Below are 17,849 nucleotides of genomic sequence, written 5' to 3' on the forward strand. Positions count from 1 at the left end.
CGACGTGAGCGTTGCCGACACCGGCCCCGGCACCGAAGGCCGGACGCGACCCTGCGGTCCCGTGCGGGGCAGGCCCCGCAGCGAGGCCGTGGAACGCGCCATCATCGAGGGCGTGATGAAGCTCCTGGAGGACGGCGTGCCCCTCGCCGAACTCTCCATCGAGCGCGTCGCCCGCACGGCCGGGGTCGGCAAGGCCACGATCTACCGCCGCTGGAGCGGCAAGGACGAGCTGTTCATCGACGTCGTCCGCGCCGCCGAACCCCCCGACCCCGAACTGCCCGGCACCAGCCTGCGCGACGACCTCGTCGTCCTGCTGGAGTCCCTGCGCCGACGCGGTCTGGCCACCCGCTCCTCGGCGATCCTGCACAACGTCTACGCCCAGATGAAGTCCAGCCCCAAGGTCTGGTCGGCGTACCACGCCGGCGTCATCGCCCCCCGCCGCCACCTCGTCATGCAGGTGCTGCGCCGGGGGCGGGACAACGGCGAACTCAGGCCGGACATCGACCTGGAACTGGCCAACGACCTGTTCGTCGGCCCCATGCTCCTGCGCAGCACCCTGCGTCCCGACGGCGACCTGCCCGAGGGCCTCGCGGAGGAGATCGTCGACACGGTCCTCGCAGGCCTACGGCCCGTCAGCTCGACAGCCTCGTAGCATCCATGTGCGCGTTTCGTCACAGACCCCAGGCGTGCGGGGGTGAACGGAACTCGCGGCCCCGCACCGTTCGTCCTCGACTTCCGTAGGGCCGTCACAGGACGGCGGGAACGGAGTCGGTCATCCCCTAGGGTCGGAACGGCACGGGGGGACGACGGTGTGCACGGCAGGCAGTGAGGCAGACGGTATGGCGCAGCAGGCGTACGTTTCGGAGACGATGGGCGGCGGCTCGGGGCCGAAGCGACCTGGATCCCGGCTCCGACGCCTGGCGCACCGCCTGTTCGCCGGCTGGCGCGGCGACCCGCGCATCTGGCGCCGCGGCATCGTCCTCGCGGTCCTCGCCCTCCTCCTGGCCCTGGTGATGCTGCTGCACTCGCGCATCCCGAACCAGGTGGGCAACCTCGGCAGCCTCACGGAGACCTTCCTGCCCTGGCTGGGCCTGGCCGTCCCGCTGCTCGCGCTGTGCGCCCTGCTCCGCAAGTCGGCCACCGCCCTGCTCGCGATCCTCCTCCCGGTGATCGTGTGGCTGAACCTCTTCGGCGGGCTGCTCATCGACCGCACGGGCGCGGGCGGCGACCTGATGGTGGCGACCCACAACGTCAACGCCGAGAACCCCGACCCCGCCGGGACCGCCCGCGCCGTCGCCTCCTCCGGCGCCGACCTGCTCGCCCTGGAGGAGATCCCGGGCACCTCCGTCTCCGTCTACGAGACGGCGCTCGCGCCGACGTACAAGTACCACGCGGTCGTCGGCACGGTCGGACTGTGGAGCAAGTACCCGATGAGCGACGTCCAGGCCGTCGACATCAGGCTCGGCTGGGAGAGGGCGATGCGTGCCACCGTCACGACCCCCAAGGGCCCGGTCGCGGTCTACGTCGCGCACCTGCCCTCGGTCCGGGTGAAGATGGCGGCCGGGTTCACCGCACGGCAGCGCGACAAGAGCGCCGACGCGCTCGGCGAGGCCATCGCCGACGAGACCCTGAAGCGCGTCGTCCTGCTCGGCGACCTGAACGGTACGATGAACGACCGCTCGCTCAACGCCGTCACCTCCCAGATGCGTTCCACACAGGGTGCGGCGGGCAGCGGCTTCGGGTTCAGCTGGCCGGCGTCGTTCCCGATGGCGCGGATCGACCAGATCATGGTCAAGGGCGTCGAGCCCGAGAGTTCCTGGACACTGCCGCGCACGGGCAGCGATCACCTTCCGGTGGCCGCTCGTGTGAAGCTGGACACGTCGTCGTAACCCCTTGGAATACCGGGCCTGAGAGACTTTGTTCCGTTGCTGAACTTAGACTGGACGGAACTCCCCTCTCCCCTGAAAGGCAAAGGCCCTTCATGCCCCTGGCCCTGCTCGCTCTGGCCGTCGGCGCTTTCGGTATCGGTACGACCGAGTTCGTGATGATGGGCCTGCTGCCCGACGTCGCGGACGACCTGCACATCTCCATCCCCACCGCCGGGCACCTGGTCTCGGCGTACGCGCTGGGCGTCGTCATCGGCGCCCCGCTGCTGGCCGCCGTGACGGCGCGCATGTCGCGCCGCACGGTCCTGATCGCCCTGATGGCACTGTTCGTCGTCGGCAACGCGCTGTCGGCGTTCGCCCCCGGCAACGACTCCCTGCTGGCCGCCCGATTCCTCAGCGGCCTGCCGCACGGCGCCTTCTTCGGCGTGGGCGCCGTCGTCGCGACGTCGATGGTCGCGCCCGAGCGCAAGGCCCGCTCGGTGTCGCTGATGTTCCTCGGCCTGACCGTCGCCAACATCGCGGGCGTCCCCGCGGCCACGCTGATGGGCCAGCACCTCGGCTGGCGGGCGACCTTCCTCGGCGTGAGCGTGATCGGCCTCGCGGCGATCGCCTCGCTGGCGCTGCTGATCCCGCACGACCACGCACACGCGCCGTCCACGGGCCTGCGCGGCGAGCTGGCCGCGCTGAAGTCGCTGCCGGTCTGGCTGGCCCTCGGTACGACGGTGGCGGGCTTCGGCGCGCTCTTCGCGGCCTACAGCTACGTCACCCCGATGCTGACCGGCCCGGCCGGTTTCGCCGAGGGGAGCGTGACCCTGCTCCTGGCCCTCTTCGGTGTGGGCGCGACCGCGGGCAACCTGCTGGGCGGCCGGCTCGCGGACCACTCCCTGCGCGGCACACTCTTCGGCGGCCTGGCCTTCCTCTGCGCCGTGCTGCTGCTGTTCCCCGCCTTGATGCGGGCGCAGTGGAGCGCGGCGGTGGCCGTGACCCTGCTGGGCATGGCCGCGTTCATCACCGGCTCCCCGCTCCAGCTGATGGTCATGGAGAAGGCCTCGGCGGCCCCCTCGCTCGCCTCCTCGGCCAACCAGGCGGCCTTCAACCTGGCCAACGCCGGCGGCGCCTGGATCGGCGGACTGGCGCTCGCGGCCGGTTTCGGGGCCACGTCCCCCGCGCTGGCCGGCGCGGTTCTGGCGGTCCTCGGCCTGGGCGTGGCGAGCGTGGCGTACGCGGTGGACCGGCGCCGGTCGGTCGCCCACCTGGGCCGGGTGGTCGCCTCCCACGTGCCCGAGCAGCAGGGCGCGCTGCACCACTGATCCCCCCGGTGCGCCCGCCCGTCCCGGACCGCCGGCAGGCGAGCGGGACGGGTCGCCGTGCCCCGATCCGCTCGGGGACGGGTCGCCGTGCTCCGCTCCTCTCCCGGCGGACGGCCGGTGGACCCACCGGTGTCGCGGTCAGCCGCAGCGCGTCGTGTACAGCACGCCGGGGCCCGGGACGCCGCTCGGCATGGCCGGACGGAATGTGCGGCTGAAGTTCAGGGGGATGTCGAGCGCGAAGAAGTTCTTCCCGCCCGCCGTCCGTGCGCGCAGGCGGATCCGGTGCTGTGCCGCCACCGGTACCGTCTCGGGAAGCTGGAGGTTCCACGACTGCTTCCACGGTCCGGCGGGCGGCCTCGGGTCACCCGACAGTCTCGCGCCGACGCGCGCCAGCAGGTCGGGCAGCCGGTAGCTCCTGTCGAACATCTTCAGCACACCGAACTTCATGGTCACGTTGCAGATGACCTGGGTCAGATCGACGGACTCCTTGAGGTAGCCGTTCATCTCCCAGCGGACCTGGTGCCCCAGCCACGGCAGTGCGGGGGTCAACGTGATGTCGAGGATGTCCAGGACATAGGTGTCGTCGCTGGTGTCCTCCACCAGACGCATACTCATCTCGCTCACCCCGCAGTGTCACGGATCGGACAATGGCCGGGAATGGGGTCCCCGGCCCGATTCCGGTGGGCCGGGGACCCCTGTCATCGGTCGGTTTCGGGTCAGTCCTCGTCGTTGTCGTGGTGGTGGCGGTGGACCACGCGGAAGCTGGCCAGCACGCCGTGCTTGACGTGGATGCCCTCGGGCGGGCACGCGTGCACGCCGAAGGTGGAGCTGTGGGGGCCGACGGTGGCGATGGGGGCGCCGTTGTCGCAGACCGCTCCGCGGAAGACCTCGACGGTCTTGTGGCTGTCGTTGCGGACGTTGATGCTGTTGGCGCCGAGGCCGCTGACCACGGTGATGCAGTCACCCGGGTGAGTCGAGTACGACCGCTCGTTGATCAGGATCCGGCCCTCCTCGTGGCCTCTGCCCTCGTTGCCCCTGCCTTCGTTGCCCCTGCCTTCGTTGCCCTTGCCCTCGTTGCCCTTGCCCTGTCCGGAGTTGTTGCCCTGCCCGGAGTCGCCGCCGAAGGGGGCGGCGGCGGGGGCCGGGGCGGCAGCGATCGGGGCGGCGGCGGCCGGGGCCGCCTGGGGAGCCGGAGCGGAGGCGGCCGAGGCGTAGGTGATGCCGGTCGCGGCCAGGGCTGCGGCGGCCGAAACAGCGGCGGTGACCATGGTGGAACGTGCGACCTTCATGTCGCTTCTCCTGTCTTGATGTCTCGGAGATGCCGACCCGTCGGCCGGCCTCGAGATCAAAAGTAACGAGATCTGACATGTCGGCAATTTCAGATGATCAGCCGTATAGCGCCATTCAGGGTATTTCTGGCCTCGGATGCCGTGTCCTCAGGCGACTGACGAGACGTCAAATAAACGAAGAAACTGTCGTATTGACATATTATTAGGCCTTTAGGGTGATCTTCTGACGCCTTCTCACCCTCCGGTGGGGCGTGTCGCTGCGGAGGTGGTGAGGTGAGCCGTGTTAAAAGGCTCCTGAAACCTCGGCGAGCGCACCGCAGGTCGTACGATCGGCTCGGGGGCGTCGCGCTGTCTCCGAAGGCGTCCCCGACCCGGGGAGGCGCCGTGCAACGCAGTTCACAGTGGGGTTGGTTCCTGGCGTGGCTCGCTGTCGGGGGGTGTGCCGGCCTCGGTCTGGTCGCGCTGTTGACGGTCGGGGCGGCGCTGATCGCCGTGGGCGGGGCGGCCGCCGTGCTGCTGCTGCGCAAGGGGCACCAGGACACCGTCGTCGGGGGCCTGTCCGGGCTGGGGCTGCCCCTCTTCTATCTCGCCTATCTCAACCGGGGCGGCCCCGGGAACGTGTGCCAGGCGACGGCGAGCGGGAGCACCTGCACCGACGAGTACGCGCCGGTGCCGTTCCTGATCGCCGGTGCGGTGCTGGTCGCGGCCGGGTTCGTCATCTTCCTCATGCGCGAGCACCGGCACCGCGGGACCAGCTGACCCGAGGCCCGCCCTTTCCGGCTTTCCGTCCGCTTTACCGCTCTTTACGGGACGGAAAACCGGAAAAGGGCGGAATCACATCTGTCACTTCTTGCCGCTCGGGGACGCCGAAACAGAAGCCGCAGAACCGGCAGTGTCCTGAGATCCCGCAGAGCCTTCCGCGGATCCTTGCGAACCCTGGGAACCCCGCTGTATCGCCTCCTCGAACATCGGGAAGCATACGTACCATTTCCCGGAATTATTGCAGACCGCCACCTTGAAGGCGGGGTCATCGGAATCGCGCCGGCGGTTCTCGACACACTTCTCGTGCTTTCGCGGATCGACGGTGGCCCCCTTCGGGACCACGGGGGCGCTGCACATCCTGCCGGTCAGGACCACGGTCGCGGAGTCGGCCTTCGTGGCGACGGAGCCGACGCCCAGGTTCTCGGCCCGGACCGAGGAACCGGTCATGCCGGTGAACAGCACCTTCAGCACGCCGCGCTCCCGGGGCAGGACATAGGCGGAGGCGCGGTCGAACTGCGCGGAGAACAGCGCCGTCGAGTACCGCACGGCCACCGTGCCCGGATCCGTCAGCTTCACGTCGGCCGCCGCGGCGGGCGTACCGGGGGTGGCGGTGGTGCCGGACGAGCAGCCGGTGGCCGTCAGGGCCAGGGCAGCGAGGAGCAGGGCGGCGCCCCACGCGCCCGTCCGCCGAGGACGGGGCGCGTGGGACGGCCCGTTGAGCGGGCTCATCGTCAGGAGGTCCATCCCCAGCCGTTCGAGGTCCGGTGGTGCACCAGGTTCGAGCAGCCACCCGCCTTGCTGTCGCTCCAGGTGTGGGACCGGGAGCCGTCGCGGTGGCCGTAGACGTGCACGTTGTGCTTGAAGACGGCCGTTGCCGTGCTGAAGCCGCAGGCGGCCCAGCCGGACGGGCCGAGCAGCAGGAGCACGATGTTCTCGAAGTCGTTGTTCTTGAAGGTCTCGGCGCCGCCGGTGCCCCAGCCGTCGCTGATGGTGCTGAACGACGGCTTCGGGGTGCCGGACGTCGACCAGCCGTCGTACTTGAACTTGTACGCGTTGTTGCGGGCGTTCAGCGTGCCCCCGGCGCCGTACAGAGGCCAGCGCAGGTTGGTGGTGAGCGACGTGATGGTGATGTTCACCGGGTCGATCCACGCCGTCTTCGTGTGGGCGTTGCTGTACGAGGTGCTTGCGGCGGCCGTCTCGGCCGCGCCGGTCTCGCTGTAGGGGCTGTTGGCGGCGTTGACGGTGGCGGCGGTGTCACCGGTGCTGTCGGTGCTCTGCGGCGTCTCCGGCACGGCGTTGGTGTCCGCCGGCGAGGCCAGGGAGGCCTCCTGGGCCGTCGTGATGGTCCCGGTCAGGACCCGCTCCTGGCAGGTGGTCGGGTTGTACCCGACCTCCTGCTCGTAGGTCGTGGCCGACGACGAGTCGCTGCTGGAGTCGTCGAACTGGCAGGTGCCGTCGCTCTGGACCGTGCCGTTGATGGTCTTGGTGGTGCCCGTGACGCCGAACTGGGTGGTGGCGTCGTCGGAGTAGGTGATCCAGCCGTCGGTGCCGATGGCCACACCGGGGATGCCGGTGGAGGAGGGGCTCGGCGAGTCGGTCGCGGTCGGCGTGGGCGTCGGGGAGCCGCAGCCGGGGCTCACCGTCTCCGCGGAAAACGTTCCGACCGCGTCCGTGCACGCGTCGGGCGCCGCCTGTGCGATACCCGCGGGAAGTCCGACGGAGAACAGGGCGGCGGACAGGACGAGCGTGACCACGGGGCGTGGTCTGAATCGGGACATGAGGTTCCTTTGGTCGTGGATGAAAAGAACAATCCGGAACCGTGCGAATGATTCAGAGCGGAAATCGGCGCCCCGCTGTGCGGCGTAGACCCCCCCTGAGCCGGATTAACCGTAGGGCGCGATAAATATGAAGATCAAGTGCGGATTCCTTCATTCCTGCAAAGGAAACTTTTACATTCAACGAGGGAGTCTTTTGCTTTCTTGGGTTGCTGTTGGTGTGACCTGCAGCGTTGCTTTGCATCCCCATCAGGGCCGCAATAGGTGCCGTAAACGGAAAAAGGGGGCGTGGGGTCCAGGACCCCACGCCCCCTCAGCCGGAGCGGATCGGCGTGTCAGTGCTTGCGGTACGACTGCACGTAGCCGTCCGCGGGAGAGCCCACGCCCGTCACGTCGTCGTAGCCCTTCACCGCGGACAGCGAGCTGTCCTTGCCGAGGCTGCGGACCGAGTACAGCAGGCCGCCGGCCTTGTCGTAGCCGTTGGCGAAGTCCACGCGAGCGACGGCCAGGTCGGTGCCGGTCGGGTGGTCCGTGACGTCGTGGAAGACGCCCTTCTTGCCGTAGTCGGCGTAGATCAGCGGGTTGGCGAAGCCGATCGCCTTGCCGCGGGCCTCCTCGGCCAGCGCCTGGATGGCGGCGATGGTCGGCGCGGCCAGCGAGGTGCCGCCGATGCGGTACTCGCTGTACTGCTCGGTGCCGTCCGGGAAGGTCTGGGTCTGGCCGACCAGGAAGCCGGTGTTCGGGTCGGCGATCGCCGCGATGTCCGGGACGACGCGGTTGCCGTCGGCGTTGTTGGCCGTGGCCAGCGCCTTCGGCACGATGCCCTTCTGGTAGTACGGCTGCGGCACGGTCTTGCTGGTGCCGCCGCCCGCACCGCCGGTGTAGGCGCCGGGGAAGTTCGTCCAGCTCTTGCCGTCCGCCGCCAGGACCGCCTTCTCGGTGCCCCAGCCGGTCTCCCACTCGTAGGAGTTGTCCTTGCCGACGGCCAGCGACGTACCGCCTACCGCGGTCACCCAGGCCGAGTTGGCCGGCGAGTCGACCTGCTTGGTACCGGTGTTGGCGACCTCGTCGCCGTTGTCACCGGAGGAGAAGTAGAAGCCGATGCCCTGGACCGCGCCCAGCTGGAAGACCTGGTCGTAGGCGGCGGCGAGGTCCGGCGTCTGGCTGGCCTCGGTGTCGCCCCAGGAGTTGGAGACGATGTCGGCCAGGTGGTTGTCGACGACCTTGGCGAGCGAGTCGAGCAGGTCGTCGTCGTAGCAGGAGGCCGAACCGACGTACGTGACATCGGCGTTGGGCGCGACCGCGTGCACGGCCTCGACGTCGAGGGTCTCCTCGCCGTACCAGCCGGCCGCCTTGCACTCCTTGATCCTGGAGTACTTGTCCGGCAGCACCTGGTGCAGCTGGCCGGTCGTCCAGGCCTGGTCGCCGTTCGTCACCGCGTACTTGCCCGCGTCGAAGGCGATGGTCGGCGAGGCATAGGCGTCCGTGATGGCGACGCGGACACCCTTGCCGGTGTAGCTGCCGGCGCCGTAGGCGGCACGCAGCTGCTTGCCGGTGTAGCCCTTGATCGCGTACGGGATCTTCTGGCCGTACGCGTCCGGCAGCGTGCTCGCGATGTTCGAGCCGAAGTACGAGGAGAACGGCCCGGAGTTCTTGAACACGGCGTCCGGCGGCGGCAGTTGGTCGTCGTGGTTCGCCTTGTGCGGCGCGTTGTCCAGGCCGGTGACGGTCAGGACGGCGCTCTGCAGCGCGGCCGGCACGGAGGCGGCCTGCGCCGGGGCGCGGTAAGTGGCCGAGCCCTTGGCGTAGTTGTGCAGCTTGGTGCCGAACGCCTTCTCGGCGGCGGCCGCGTCACCGGAGACGGCGACGTAGTGCTGGGTGACCGAGGTGACCGTCAGGCCGGCCGACGTCAGCCAGGACTTGACGGCCGCCACCTGGGCCTTGGTGGCCCCGAAGCGGGCCTGCGCCTTCTTGGCGCTGAGGTACTTGCCGTACGACGGCGAGGCGGGGTCGGACACCGCCTTGGCGTACGCGGCGAGTCCGGCCGCGTCCCGGCCGGCCAGGTACACCCTGGCGTTCACCTGGGCGCTGTTCGCTGTTGCGCCCTTGTCCGCCTTGGCCGTGGCCCATGCGGGCTTGGTGCCCTTCAGTGCTTGACGAGCGGGGCTGTCCGCAGCGTGTGCCGCGGGTATGCCCAGCGCCAGCGCGCCGGCGACCATGGGCAGTGTCGCTGCCATGCTCATGGCGCGCAGCTTGGCGCGGTTGGATCTCATAGAACCCCCTGCGATGCGGTTCGCATGCATGTAGTGGTCGGTACTTCATGCGTCCGCGCGCCGGCCCGCGGCGGTGTCGGCCGGCGGCGCTGGATCACACGATGGGGGCCACTCTTTCGATGAACCGTTCATGCCAGGGGAACGCAAAGGTCAAGAGAAGACCAAGTAACCGTTAAGTGAGGCGATTTGCGACGTTCGTCCTTACGGCGGTGTTACGAAACCGCTTGCCCGTTGTTCACGAACGCGGCTTCGCGCCCCGCTCCTTGAGCATCCCCGCCATCACCTGAAGCTCCGACTGCTGGGCGTCGACCATGCCCTGCGCGAGCCGCTTCTCCACGTCGACGGTGCATTTGGCCACACACCCCTCGGCCATGTGGATACCGCCCTTGTGATGGTCCGTCATCAGCTGGAGGTAGAGGATCTCGGCCTGCTTGCCGTTCAGCGACTGGAGCTTCCTCAGCTCCGTGTCGGTCGCCATGCCGGGCATCAGCGAGCCGTCCCCGCGTTCGGGCATGTCGCCCATGCCCATCCAGGACATCGGCGGCTTCGCCGACACCTTCGGCAGTCCCCACAGGTCCAGCCAGCCGAGCAGCATGCCGCGCTGGTTGGCCTGCGTCTGCGCGATGTCGTAGGCGAGCCGGCGCACCTCTTGGTCGCTCGTCCGGTCGCGCACGATGTACGACATCTCGACGGCCTGCTGGTGGTGCACGGCCATGTCCCGCGCGAACCCGGCGTCCGCCGACTCCGCGCCCGGCACCGTCGCCCGCGTGGAGCCGCCGGAGTCCTCCGCGACCGCGTAGGTGACGGCGCCGGCCGCGACGAGCACCGCCGCCGCGGCCCCGGCGACCCAGCCGACGCGCTGCCGGGTCACTTCATGACTCCGCCGGTGCACGAGGCGCCCGGCTCGGGCGTCTGCTGGCCCTGGACGTAGGTCGCGAAGAACTTCTCCACTTCCGGATCGCCCGCGCTCTTCACGGTCACCTGGTGGCCCCAGGCCGACAGGATCAGCGGCGCGGCCTGGTTCTCGTACGGGCTCATCAGCGAGTACGGCGTCTTCTTCACCTTTGCCGCGAGCGCGTCGACGTCCGCCTTGTTCGCCTTGCTGGTGTACGTCACCCAGACGGCGCCGTGCTCCAGCGCGTGCACGGCGTTCTCGTCCTGCACCGGCTTGGTGTAGACGTCACCGTTGCAGTCCAGCCAGACCGGGTTGTGGTTGCCGCCGACCGGCGGGTGCATCGGGTACGCCACCTTGGTCGTCACGTGCGTGCGCGACAGCTTGCCGGTCCAGGCCATCACCCCGTCCTTGCCCTTGACGAAGTGCCCGGAGTCCCCCGAGCCTTTGCCGTCGCTCGCGCTGTCCGACTTCTTGTCCGACCGGGAGTTGACGAGGACCACACCGCCGGCCACGAGACCGGCGACGACCACCACGCTGGCGGCGATGGTGAGCACCCGGTTGCGGCGCTCGCGTGCGCGCTCGGCGCGTCGCATCTCCTCTATGCGCGCCTTGCGCGCCGCGCTGCTGTTCTTGGCGGAACCCATGAGGTGTCCTTCTGGGGAAAGGGACGGCTGCGGGAAGGGTGGGGCCCGCTGATCGTAGTGGGGAAGGAGCCGTCTTCCGTAGACAGGGCGCGGCAATGGAGTGGCAACGGATAATTTGAATCGCGGATGCGTATTACCTACCCTCGCTGTATGCGGCTCCTGCGCTCCACCGACCTGGCCCTGCGGGTCCTGATGCGACTCGCCGTCCCGTCCGACGCCACGCCCACCACGCGTCAGGTCGCGGCGGACATGGACGTGCCCTACACGCACGCGGCCAAGGTCGTCGCCGAGCTGCAGCACCTGGGCCTGGTGGACGCCCGGCGCGGCCGGGGCGGGGGCCTGAGCCTCACCGAGAAGGGCCGTGCGGCCTCCGTAGGCGCGGTGGTGCGTGTCTTCGAGGGGGGCGGCGACGTGGTCGAGTGCGAGGGGGCCACGCCGTGTCCGCTGCGGTCCGGCTGCCGCCTGCGGGGTGCCCTGCGGCGGGCCCAGGAGGCGTTCTTCGCCGCGCTGGACCCGATCACGGTGGCCGAGATCGTCGCCGAGCCGACCGGCCCCTTGCTCCTGGGCATCTCGCGAGGGCCGGAGCCGGCTTAGGGCCTGTCCGGCGGGTCCTGTCACGGACGCGGGGGCCGGCGCGCCCGTCTGTGGCGTTGTTGTCGGTCGCCGACGCTCCCCGTCGACGCCCTCCTCCGCCTTCCAACTGGACGCACCAGCCCCCGCTCACCTGCGCTGATGAGGCTTCGTCGCTCGCGCTCACCCGGCGGCAGTCGCGTGCCGGGCGCGGCCCCGCGTGGGCATCTTGCCCTTTCAGGACGCTGTCAGCCACAGGTCCGGACCGAACACCTCGTAGTGGATGTCGGCCGGGGCCACGCCCTTGTCGATCAGCTGGGTGCGGACCGCGCGCATGAAGGGCAGCGGGCCGCACAGGTACGCGCGCGTGCCGGGGGCCACGGGGACGTCGGCGAGATCGACCAGGCCGGTGCGGGTGCGGGGCTCGGCGTCGCGCTCGTAGAAGAGGTGGACCGAGGCGTCCGGGAGCTTCGCGGCGTAGGCCTCGTGGTCGTTGCGCAGCGCGTGGTCGGCGGGGGAGCGGTCGCCGTGCACGACCGTGACCGGGGCGCGGTGGGCGTCGTCGGCCAGCGCGGCGAGCATCGCGACCATCGGAGTCACCCCGATGCCCGCGGAGGCGAGCAGCAGGGGGCGGTCCTCGGTGTCGCCGAGGACGAGGTCGCCGTAGGGCTCGGACAGGTGCACGACGTCACCGGCCCGCACGCGCGCGTGGAGGTGGTTCGAGACCTCGCCTTCGGGTGCCGTGTCGTCGCCCGGTACGCGCTTGACGCTGAACTGGCGCAGGTTCTCGCCGGGCGCCCCGGACAGGCTGTACTGGCGTATCTGCCGGGCGCCGTCGGGCAGTTCGACCTGGACGGAGACGTACTGGCCGGCCCGGAAGTCGCGCACCGGGCCGCCGTCGGCCGGGCGCAGCCGGAAGGTGACGACGTCCGCCGTCTCCTCGACGCGCTCCACGACCTCCCACGGCCGCCGCTCGGTGCTCCCGCTCTCCTCGTACAGCCGCTTCTCGATGGCGATGAGCGCGTTGGCCATCAGCCAGTAGACCTCGTCCCAGGCGGCGGCCACCTCGGGCGTGACGGCGTCGCCGAGGACCTCGGCGATCGCGGCGAAGAGGTGCTCGTGGACGATCGGGTAGTGCTCGGGGGCGACACCCAGGGAGGCGTGCTTGTGCGCGATCCGGCTGAGCATGGCGTCGGGCCGCTGGTCCGGGTTCCGGACGAGATGCGTGGCGAACGCGGCGATGGAACCGGCGAGGGCCTGCTTCTGGGCGCCGGAGGCCTGGTTGCCCCGGTTGAACAGGTCGCGCAGCAGCTCGGGGTGGGCGGCGAAGAGGCGGGCGTAGAAGCGCTCGGTGATCTCGCCGATGGCCGCACCGACGGCGGGAAGCGTGGCGCGGACGGTGCTCGCGGACTGCTCGGACAGCATCGGATCTCCTCGGATCTCGTCGGATCTCTTCACATCTCGACTGATCACCACGCTATGAAAACTTGCATTTGAGATGCAAATTATGTGGGCGTGGTCTGCCTCACGTCCGGCGTGGATCCGGCCATGACGGATGCCGGTCCGAGCAGGCAAGATGGGCAGGAGACGGCAGTACACCTGTCGTACGAGAGCCGTTCAGGCCGAGGACGCTCGGGCGATCAAGGTCCGCAACGCGCTTGAAATGCTGTTGTGGTGGGATGCTCAGGTGCCCGACCGCCTCCCACGCGCGCGTGGGAAGGCGGCCTGACCAGCAAGGATGGGGAAGCGGAAGATGGACAAGCAGCAGGAGTTCGTGCTCCGGACCTTGGAGGAGCGCGACATCCGGTTCGTACGCCTGTGGTTCACGGACGTGCTGGGCTTCCTCAAGTCCGTCGCCGTGGCCCCCGCCGAGCTGGAGCAGGCCTTCGACGAGGGCATCGGCTTCGACGGCTCCGCCATCGAGGGCTTCGCCCGGGTCTACGAGTCCGACATGATCGCCAAGCCGGACCCGTCCACCTTCCAGGTCCTGCCGTGGCGCGCCGAGGCCCCCGGCACCGCCCGCATGTTCTGCGACATCCTGATGCCGGACGGCTCCCCGTCCTTCGCCGACCCCCGGTACGTGCTCAAGCGCGCCCTGGCCCGCACCTCCGACCTGGGCTTCACCTTCTACACCCACCCGGAGATCGAGTTCTTCCTGCTGAAGGACCGCCCGATGGACGGCACGCGCCCCACCCCGGCCGACAACTCGGGCTACTTCGACCACACCCCGACCAACGTCGGCATGGACTTCCGCCGCCAGGCGATCACCATGCTGGAGTCGATGGGCATCTCGGTGGAGTTCTCGCACCACGAGGGCGCGCCGGGCCAGCAGGAGATCGACCTGCGCTACGCCGACGCGCTCTCCACGGCCGACAACATCATGACGTTCCGCCTGGTCATGAAGCAGGTGGCCCTGGAGCAGGGCGTGCAGGCGACGTTCATGCCGAAGCCTTTCTCCGAGCACCCGGGCTCCGGCATGCACACCCACCTGTCCCTCTTCGAGGGCGACCGCAACGCCTTCTACGAGTCAGGCGCCGAGTACCAGCTCTCCAAGGTCGGCCGCTCCTTCATCGCGGGCCTGCTCAGGCACGCGGCGGAGACCTCCGCGGTCACGAACCAGTGGGTGAACTCCTACAAGCGCATCTGGGGCGGCTCCGAACGCACGGCGGGCGCCGGCGGCGAGGCCCCGTCGTACATCTGCTGGGGCCACAACAACCGCAGCGCCCTGGTTCGCGTGCCCATGTACAAGCCCGGCAAGACCGGCTCCGCGCGCGTGGAGGTCCGCTCCCTGGACTCCGGCGCGAACCCGTACCTGGCCTACGCCGTGCTGCTGGCCGCCGGCCTGAAGGGCATCGAGGAGGGCTACGAGCTTCCCCCCGGCGCCGAGGACGACGTCTGGGCCCTGTCCGACGCCGAGCGCCGCGCGATGGGCATCGAGCCCCTGCCCCAGAACCTGGGCGAGGCCCTGACCCTCATGGAACGCAGCGACCTGGTCGCCGAGACCCTCGGCGAGCACGTCTTCGACTTCTTCCTGCGCAACAAGCGCGCCGAGTGGCACGAGTACCGCAGCGAGGTCACGGCGTTCGAGCTGAAGAAGAACCTGCCGGTGCTGTAGGCGCAGGTCGGCGCGGGTTTCCGCGGAGACGATCCCTCGGGGCCGACGGTCGTGGACCGTCGGCCCCGGTGCGTCTCGCGGGCGCGGGGCCGTGTCCGGTCCGTCGGCTTCGGCCACCTTCTCGGCCCGGGTCCCGCCGATCCGCCGAATTCCGCGATCCTCGTGTGCCCCGTCCCGGTTCATGGTAAATATCATCCATATCTACGGCGGCCATGGGTGAAGGAAGCACGTGCGAACCGAGATCAGGCACAAGAGAATCCCCTTCAGAGCGTGCAAATACAGCACGGTAGACAAGGCAATACAAACATTGTGTGCCGCTTTTCCCGGTATGGCGGTGAACGTCACTGGAATGGGGAAGACCAGGGAAGGGAACGTGCGGCTGACCGGATCCAGCGTTGAGGACCTCAGGAACCAGGCGCCTGATGTGAAGGAGCTTCACTACCTGCTCATAGAAGCGACGGCGGGTTCACACCCCCAGCCTGACCTGATTACGCTCGAATTCGGGAACCCTGAAGAACCGTCGCGCTCTCGAGCCTTCCGAGGGTGGTTCCGGCGGGTGCGGGAATGGGATGTGAGGATCAGAGCAGAGAGCTTGGACGCTCAAAAGGCCGAGAGTGTTCTTGCTGCGGCGGTCTCCGCCCTGCGCGGCGAACGGATAACCATGCTCCATGTGGGTGCCATTTCCCTGGCCCCGGCGATCGCGGAAATTCTTGGGCTTGCCCTGTTTGTGACCGCGATGATTCTCAATGGGCGCCACAGTGGCAGCGGCGCCATGTACGCCCTCGGGCTCGTGCTCATCTTCTACTGGAGACTGGCGACCGTCGCCTATCCGGGCGGGGCAGGGGCAGCTGTGTACCTGCAGGACCGCCCTGCATGGCTGGGCATTCCCAACTGGAGTCCTTCACCGCGGGCGCAGGCGCTGTGGACCGTTATCGGGGGGCTCGCCGGCCTGGCGGCGCTGATAGTCGCGATCCTCGCGTGGCTCGCGCCGCAGGCGTGAATTCCGCACGGCTGCTGCCCCGATGCCCCTCAGCCCACGTACGCGGGCGACACCGCGGCCGTACTGATCCGCTGGGCCGCCCCCGACCCGTCGGCCGGAACCTGATACAGATCGGCGCCGTAGTCACCGGGCAGCGCGTACACGATCGTACGGGCGTCACGCCACACCACCTGGTCGTCCACGCTCCTCCGCTCGGCCAGCGGTGTCTCCCTCATCGTCCGCAGATCGAGGACGTAGAGATGCCAAGGAGCGTCCTTGGGCAGCCCGTTGACCCGCTTCTTGTAGGCGATGCGGGTGCCGTCGGGCGAGAGCGAGGGGCACTCGACGTTCGCGTGCAGAGTCGTCACCGTACGGGCCCGCAGGTCGCCCCGGACCAGATAGGTGCTCCCGCCCGTGGCGAGCGTGGCGTAGAACGTACGGTCGTCCGCCGCGAAGGTGACTCCCCAGAAGTTGACGTCCGAGGCCCGGTACGGATGCCCGTCCTTGACGATCCGGAAGGTCTCCAACGACGGGATCAGGCCGCCGCTCCTCGTGTCCACGATCTCCGCGCGCGTGGAGAAGCTGGTCCCGGCATACGAGTCACCGCCCACGAACGCCGTCCAGGCCGCGTAGTGCCCGGTGGGGGAGACCCGGGCCCTCGACGGGATGCCCGGGACGTCGTACCGCCGCAGGATCCGCAGCCGGGCATCCAGAACGAGCGCGCGATACGTGTCCGAAACCGGCCCGTGCACCGCCTGAAGACACACCCCCACCCCTGAAGCGGCGTAGAACCGGAGGCACTTGACACCGGACGCGGTACGGTCCCCGCCCGGATCGCCCGCCGGAACGGACGTCAGCTCGTCCCGGTGCGGCCCCCACGCCATGTTCCGGAAGACCATCCGCCCGTGCCCGGCCAGGGTCACGGTGCCCGGCGTGACGCGCGGACCGCCCGCCTGCACCTGATTACGGCGGTCGGCCCGGGCCGAGGCGTGCAGGACGGACGCCAGCCCGATCGCGGCCAGCACGGCGACGGCCGAGACCAGGATCAGAACGCGACGACGGCTGGTCATACGACGACAGAACCTTTCGTACCGTTGACACTCTTCGCACTCTTCGGGCGGACGACGAGCGAGAAGACCGCACAGGCGACCAGCGCCCCCGCCGCCCCGGCCAGCGCCGCCCGGTCGCCCCACACGGTCCAGGCCGCGCCGAACAGCAGCGAGCAGGCGAACCGGGCCAGCGCCTGCCCGGTCTGCACGAGAGCCAGCCCGGAGGAGCGCAGCGCCTCCGGCACCCCCTCCGAGGCCGCCGCCATCAGCACCCCGTCCGTGGCCGCGTAGAAGGCACCGTGCAGGGCGAGGACGACGTACGGCAGACCGCCTCCGTGCCACGAGGTCAGCAGCAGCCCGTACGCGACGAACAACGCCCCGTGACCGGCCAGGAAGACGGCCCACCGGCCCACCCGGTCCGCGAGCCGGCCGAGCGGGATCGCCAGCAGCAGGAACGAGGCGGCCGTACCGAGCGGGAGCAGCGCGAACCAGCGGTCCGGGACCCCCAGACGCCGCTGGAGCAGCAGATACACGAACGAGTCACTGACCGTGGCGAGACCGAGCAGCAGAGCGCACACCGTGATCCGGCGCAGATCACGGCGCCCCAGCAGCCGTACGGCGGCCAGCAGGGTGGGCCGCTCGGCCGAAACCGCCTCGCCGCGCCCACCCGGCACGAACAGGACCAGCACCAGCACGCCCAGCACGGCGACGCAGAAGCTGACCGTGAACACGGCGTCGTACCCGTCGACCGTCGCCCGCAGAATCAGGAACGCCGCCAGCGGCCCGAGCAGGGCACCGGCCGTGTCCATGGCCCGGTGCACCCCGAAGGCCCGCCCGCGCGCCTCCGGCGCACTGGACAGTGAGATGAGGGCGTCGCGCGGAGCCGTCCGCAGTCCTTTGCCCGTCCGGTCGGCGGCGAGAACCAGCCCGATCGGGGTCAGCGAATGGGCGACCAGCAGCAGCGGCTTGCACACGGCCGACACGGCGTACCCGAACCCGGCGACCCACTTGTGCCGCCCGCCGCCCCGGTCCGCCAGATGCCCGCCCACGAGCCGCACGAGCGCCGAGAACCCGTTGTAGATGCCGTCGAGCAGCCCGAACCCCAGCGGGGACAGGCCGAGCCCCGTCACGAGGTACAACGGCAGCACGGCCGTGACCATCTCGGACGACACGTCCGTCACCAGACTGACCGTCCCGAGGGCGAGGACGGCGGGCGCGACCGCGGCACGGCGCCGCCCGGCCGGAGGCCGGACGGCACCGTCAGCGGACGACTGCGTCGCGCGGCTGTCCGCTACGTACACG

17 protein-coding genes are annotated in these 17,849 nt (G+C 69.8%); 7 read left to right on the forward strand and 10 right to left on the reverse strand.

Annotated elements, in window-relative coordinates:
* The first annotated feature begins 4 nt into the window (after positions 1–4).
* The 3 genes from A6P39_RS29370 (at position 5) to A6P39_RS29380 (ending at position 3,196) form a co-directional block, all read left to right on the forward strand.
* Positions 5–652, forward strand: a complete 648-nt coding sequence (locus tag A6P39_RS29370) for a TetR/AcrR family transcriptional regulator (RefSeq protein WP_275883920.1) — start codon at positions 5–7, stop codon at positions 650–652.
* A gap of 187 nt (positions 653–839) precedes the next feature.
* Positions 840–1,889, forward strand: coding sequence for an endonuclease/exonuclease/phosphatase family protein (locus A6P39_RS29375; RefSeq protein WP_079133696.1), 1,050 nt, complete (start codon positions 840–842; stop codon positions 1,887–1,889).
* Positions 1,890–1,981: 92 nt separating this feature from the next.
* The gene (locus tag A6P39_RS29380) at positions 1,982–3,196 is read left to right on the forward strand and encodes an MFS transporter (protein ID WP_067052954.1); all 1,215 of its coding nucleotides are present in this window, start codon (positions 1,982–1,984) and stop codon (positions 3,194–3,196) included.
* A 138-nt stretch (positions 3,197–3,334) separates the two neighbouring features.
* Here the strand turns inward: A6P39_RS29380 and A6P39_RS29385 are convergent, their stop codons facing one another.
* Positions 3,335–3,811 carry a hypothetical protein gene (locus tag A6P39_RS29385; RefSeq protein ID WP_067052957.1) on the reverse strand — a complete coding sequence of 159 codons (477 nt, stop codon included), beginning with the start codon at positions 3,809–3,811 and terminating at the stop codon, positions 3,335–3,337.
* 101 nt (positions 3,812–3,912) lie between these two features.
* Positions 3,913–4,485, reverse strand: a complete 573-nt coding sequence (locus A6P39_RS29390; protein WP_067052960.1) for a hypothetical protein — start codon at positions 4,483–4,485, stop codon at positions 3,913–3,915.
* Between the two features lie 384 nt (positions 4,486–4,869).
* Here A6P39_RS29390 and A6P39_RS29395 point away from each other — a divergent pair, with 384 nt between their 5' ends.
* Entirely contained in the window at positions 4,870–5,244 is a 375-nt protein-coding gene (locus A6P39_RS29395; protein WP_234379155.1) for a hypothetical protein, read from the forward strand.
* Positions 5,245–5,328: 84 nt separating this feature from the next.
* Here the strand turns inward: A6P39_RS29395 and A6P39_RS29400 are convergent, their stop codons facing one another.
* From A6P39_RS29400 to A6P39_RS29420, 5 genes are all read right to left on the reverse strand, one after another.
* Entirely contained in the window at positions 5,329–5,976 is a 648-nt protein-coding gene (locus A6P39_RS29400; RefSeq protein WP_159396164.1) for a hypothetical protein, read from the reverse strand.
* Between the two features lie 2 nt (positions 5,977–5,978).
* Positions 5,979–7,025, reverse strand: coding sequence for a hypothetical protein (locus tag A6P39_RS29405; protein WP_159396165.1), 1,047 nt, complete (start codon positions 7,023–7,025; stop codon positions 5,979–5,981).
* A 332-nt stretch (positions 7,026–7,357) separates the two neighbouring features.
* Complete coding sequence (locus A6P39_RS29410; RefSeq protein WP_067052968.1) at positions 7,358–9,295, reverse strand: S53 family peptidase; 1,938 nt, start codon at positions 9,293–9,295, stop codon at positions 7,358–7,360.
* Positions 9,296–9,530: 235 nt separating this feature from the next.
* Positions 9,531–10,166 carry a DUF305 domain-containing protein gene (locus A6P39_RS29415; protein ID WP_067052971.1) on the reverse strand — a complete coding sequence of 212 codons (636 nt, stop codon included), beginning with the start codon at positions 10,164–10,166 and terminating at the stop codon, positions 9,531–9,533.
* Complete coding sequence (locus A6P39_RS29420) at positions 10,163–10,834, reverse strand: DUF3105 domain-containing protein (RefSeq protein WP_067052974.1); 672 nt, start codon at positions 10,832–10,834, stop codon at positions 10,163–10,165. Before A6P39_RS29420 ends, A6P39_RS29415 begins: the two co-directional genes overlap by 4 nt.
* Positions 10,835–10,984: 150 nt before the next feature.
* Between A6P39_RS29420 and A6P39_RS29425 the strand changes: the two genes are divergently transcribed.
* On the forward strand, positions 10,985–11,428 hold the full coding sequence (locus A6P39_RS29425) for an RrF2 family transcriptional regulator (RefSeq protein ID WP_067052977.1): 444 nt from the start codon (positions 10,985–10,987) through the stop codon (positions 11,426–11,428).
* Between the two features lie 213 nt (positions 11,429–11,641).
* On the opposite strand, the gene A6P39_RS29430 is transcribed toward A6P39_RS29425, so the two are convergent.
* Positions 11,642–12,829, reverse strand: a complete 1,188-nt coding sequence (locus A6P39_RS29430) for a globin domain-containing protein (protein WP_067052980.1) — start codon at positions 12,827–12,829, stop codon at positions 11,642–11,644.
* Positions 12,830–13,157: 328 nt separating this feature from the next.
* Between A6P39_RS29430 and glnA the strand changes: the two genes are divergently transcribed.
* Together glnA and A6P39_RS29440 are read left to right on the forward strand one after the other, a co-directional pair.
* Complete coding sequence (gene glnA, locus A6P39_RS29435; protein ID WP_067052983.1) at positions 13,158–14,519, forward strand: type I glutamate--ammonia ligase; 1,362 nt, start codon at positions 13,158–13,160, stop codon at positions 14,517–14,519.
* Positions 14,520–14,748: 229 nt separating this feature from the next.
* Positions 14,749–15,519, forward strand: a complete 771-nt coding sequence (locus A6P39_RS29440) for a hypothetical protein (RefSeq protein WP_159396166.1) — start codon at positions 14,749–14,751, stop codon at positions 15,517–15,519.
* 29 nt (positions 15,520–15,548) lie between these two features.
* Here A6P39_RS29440 and A6P39_RS29445 read toward each other — a convergent pair whose 3' ends face one another.
* Both A6P39_RS29445 and A6P39_RS29450 read right to left on the reverse strand, forming a co-directional pair.
* Complete coding sequence (locus A6P39_RS29445; protein WP_067052989.1) at positions 15,549–16,568, reverse strand: TolB family protein; 1,020 nt, start codon at positions 16,566–16,568, stop codon at positions 15,549–15,551.
* Entirely contained in the window at positions 16,565–17,848 is a 1,284-nt protein-coding gene (locus A6P39_RS29450; RefSeq protein ID WP_079133697.1) for an MFS transporter, read from the reverse strand. Before A6P39_RS29450 ends, A6P39_RS29445 begins: the two co-directional genes overlap by 4 nt.
* Between the last annotated feature and the right edge of the window lies 1 nt (position 17,849).

Source organism: Streptomyces sp. FXJ1.172, from assembly GCF_001636945.3.
Classification (GTDB): domain Bacteria; phylum Actinomycetota; class Actinomycetes; order Streptomycetales; family Streptomycetaceae; genus Streptomyces.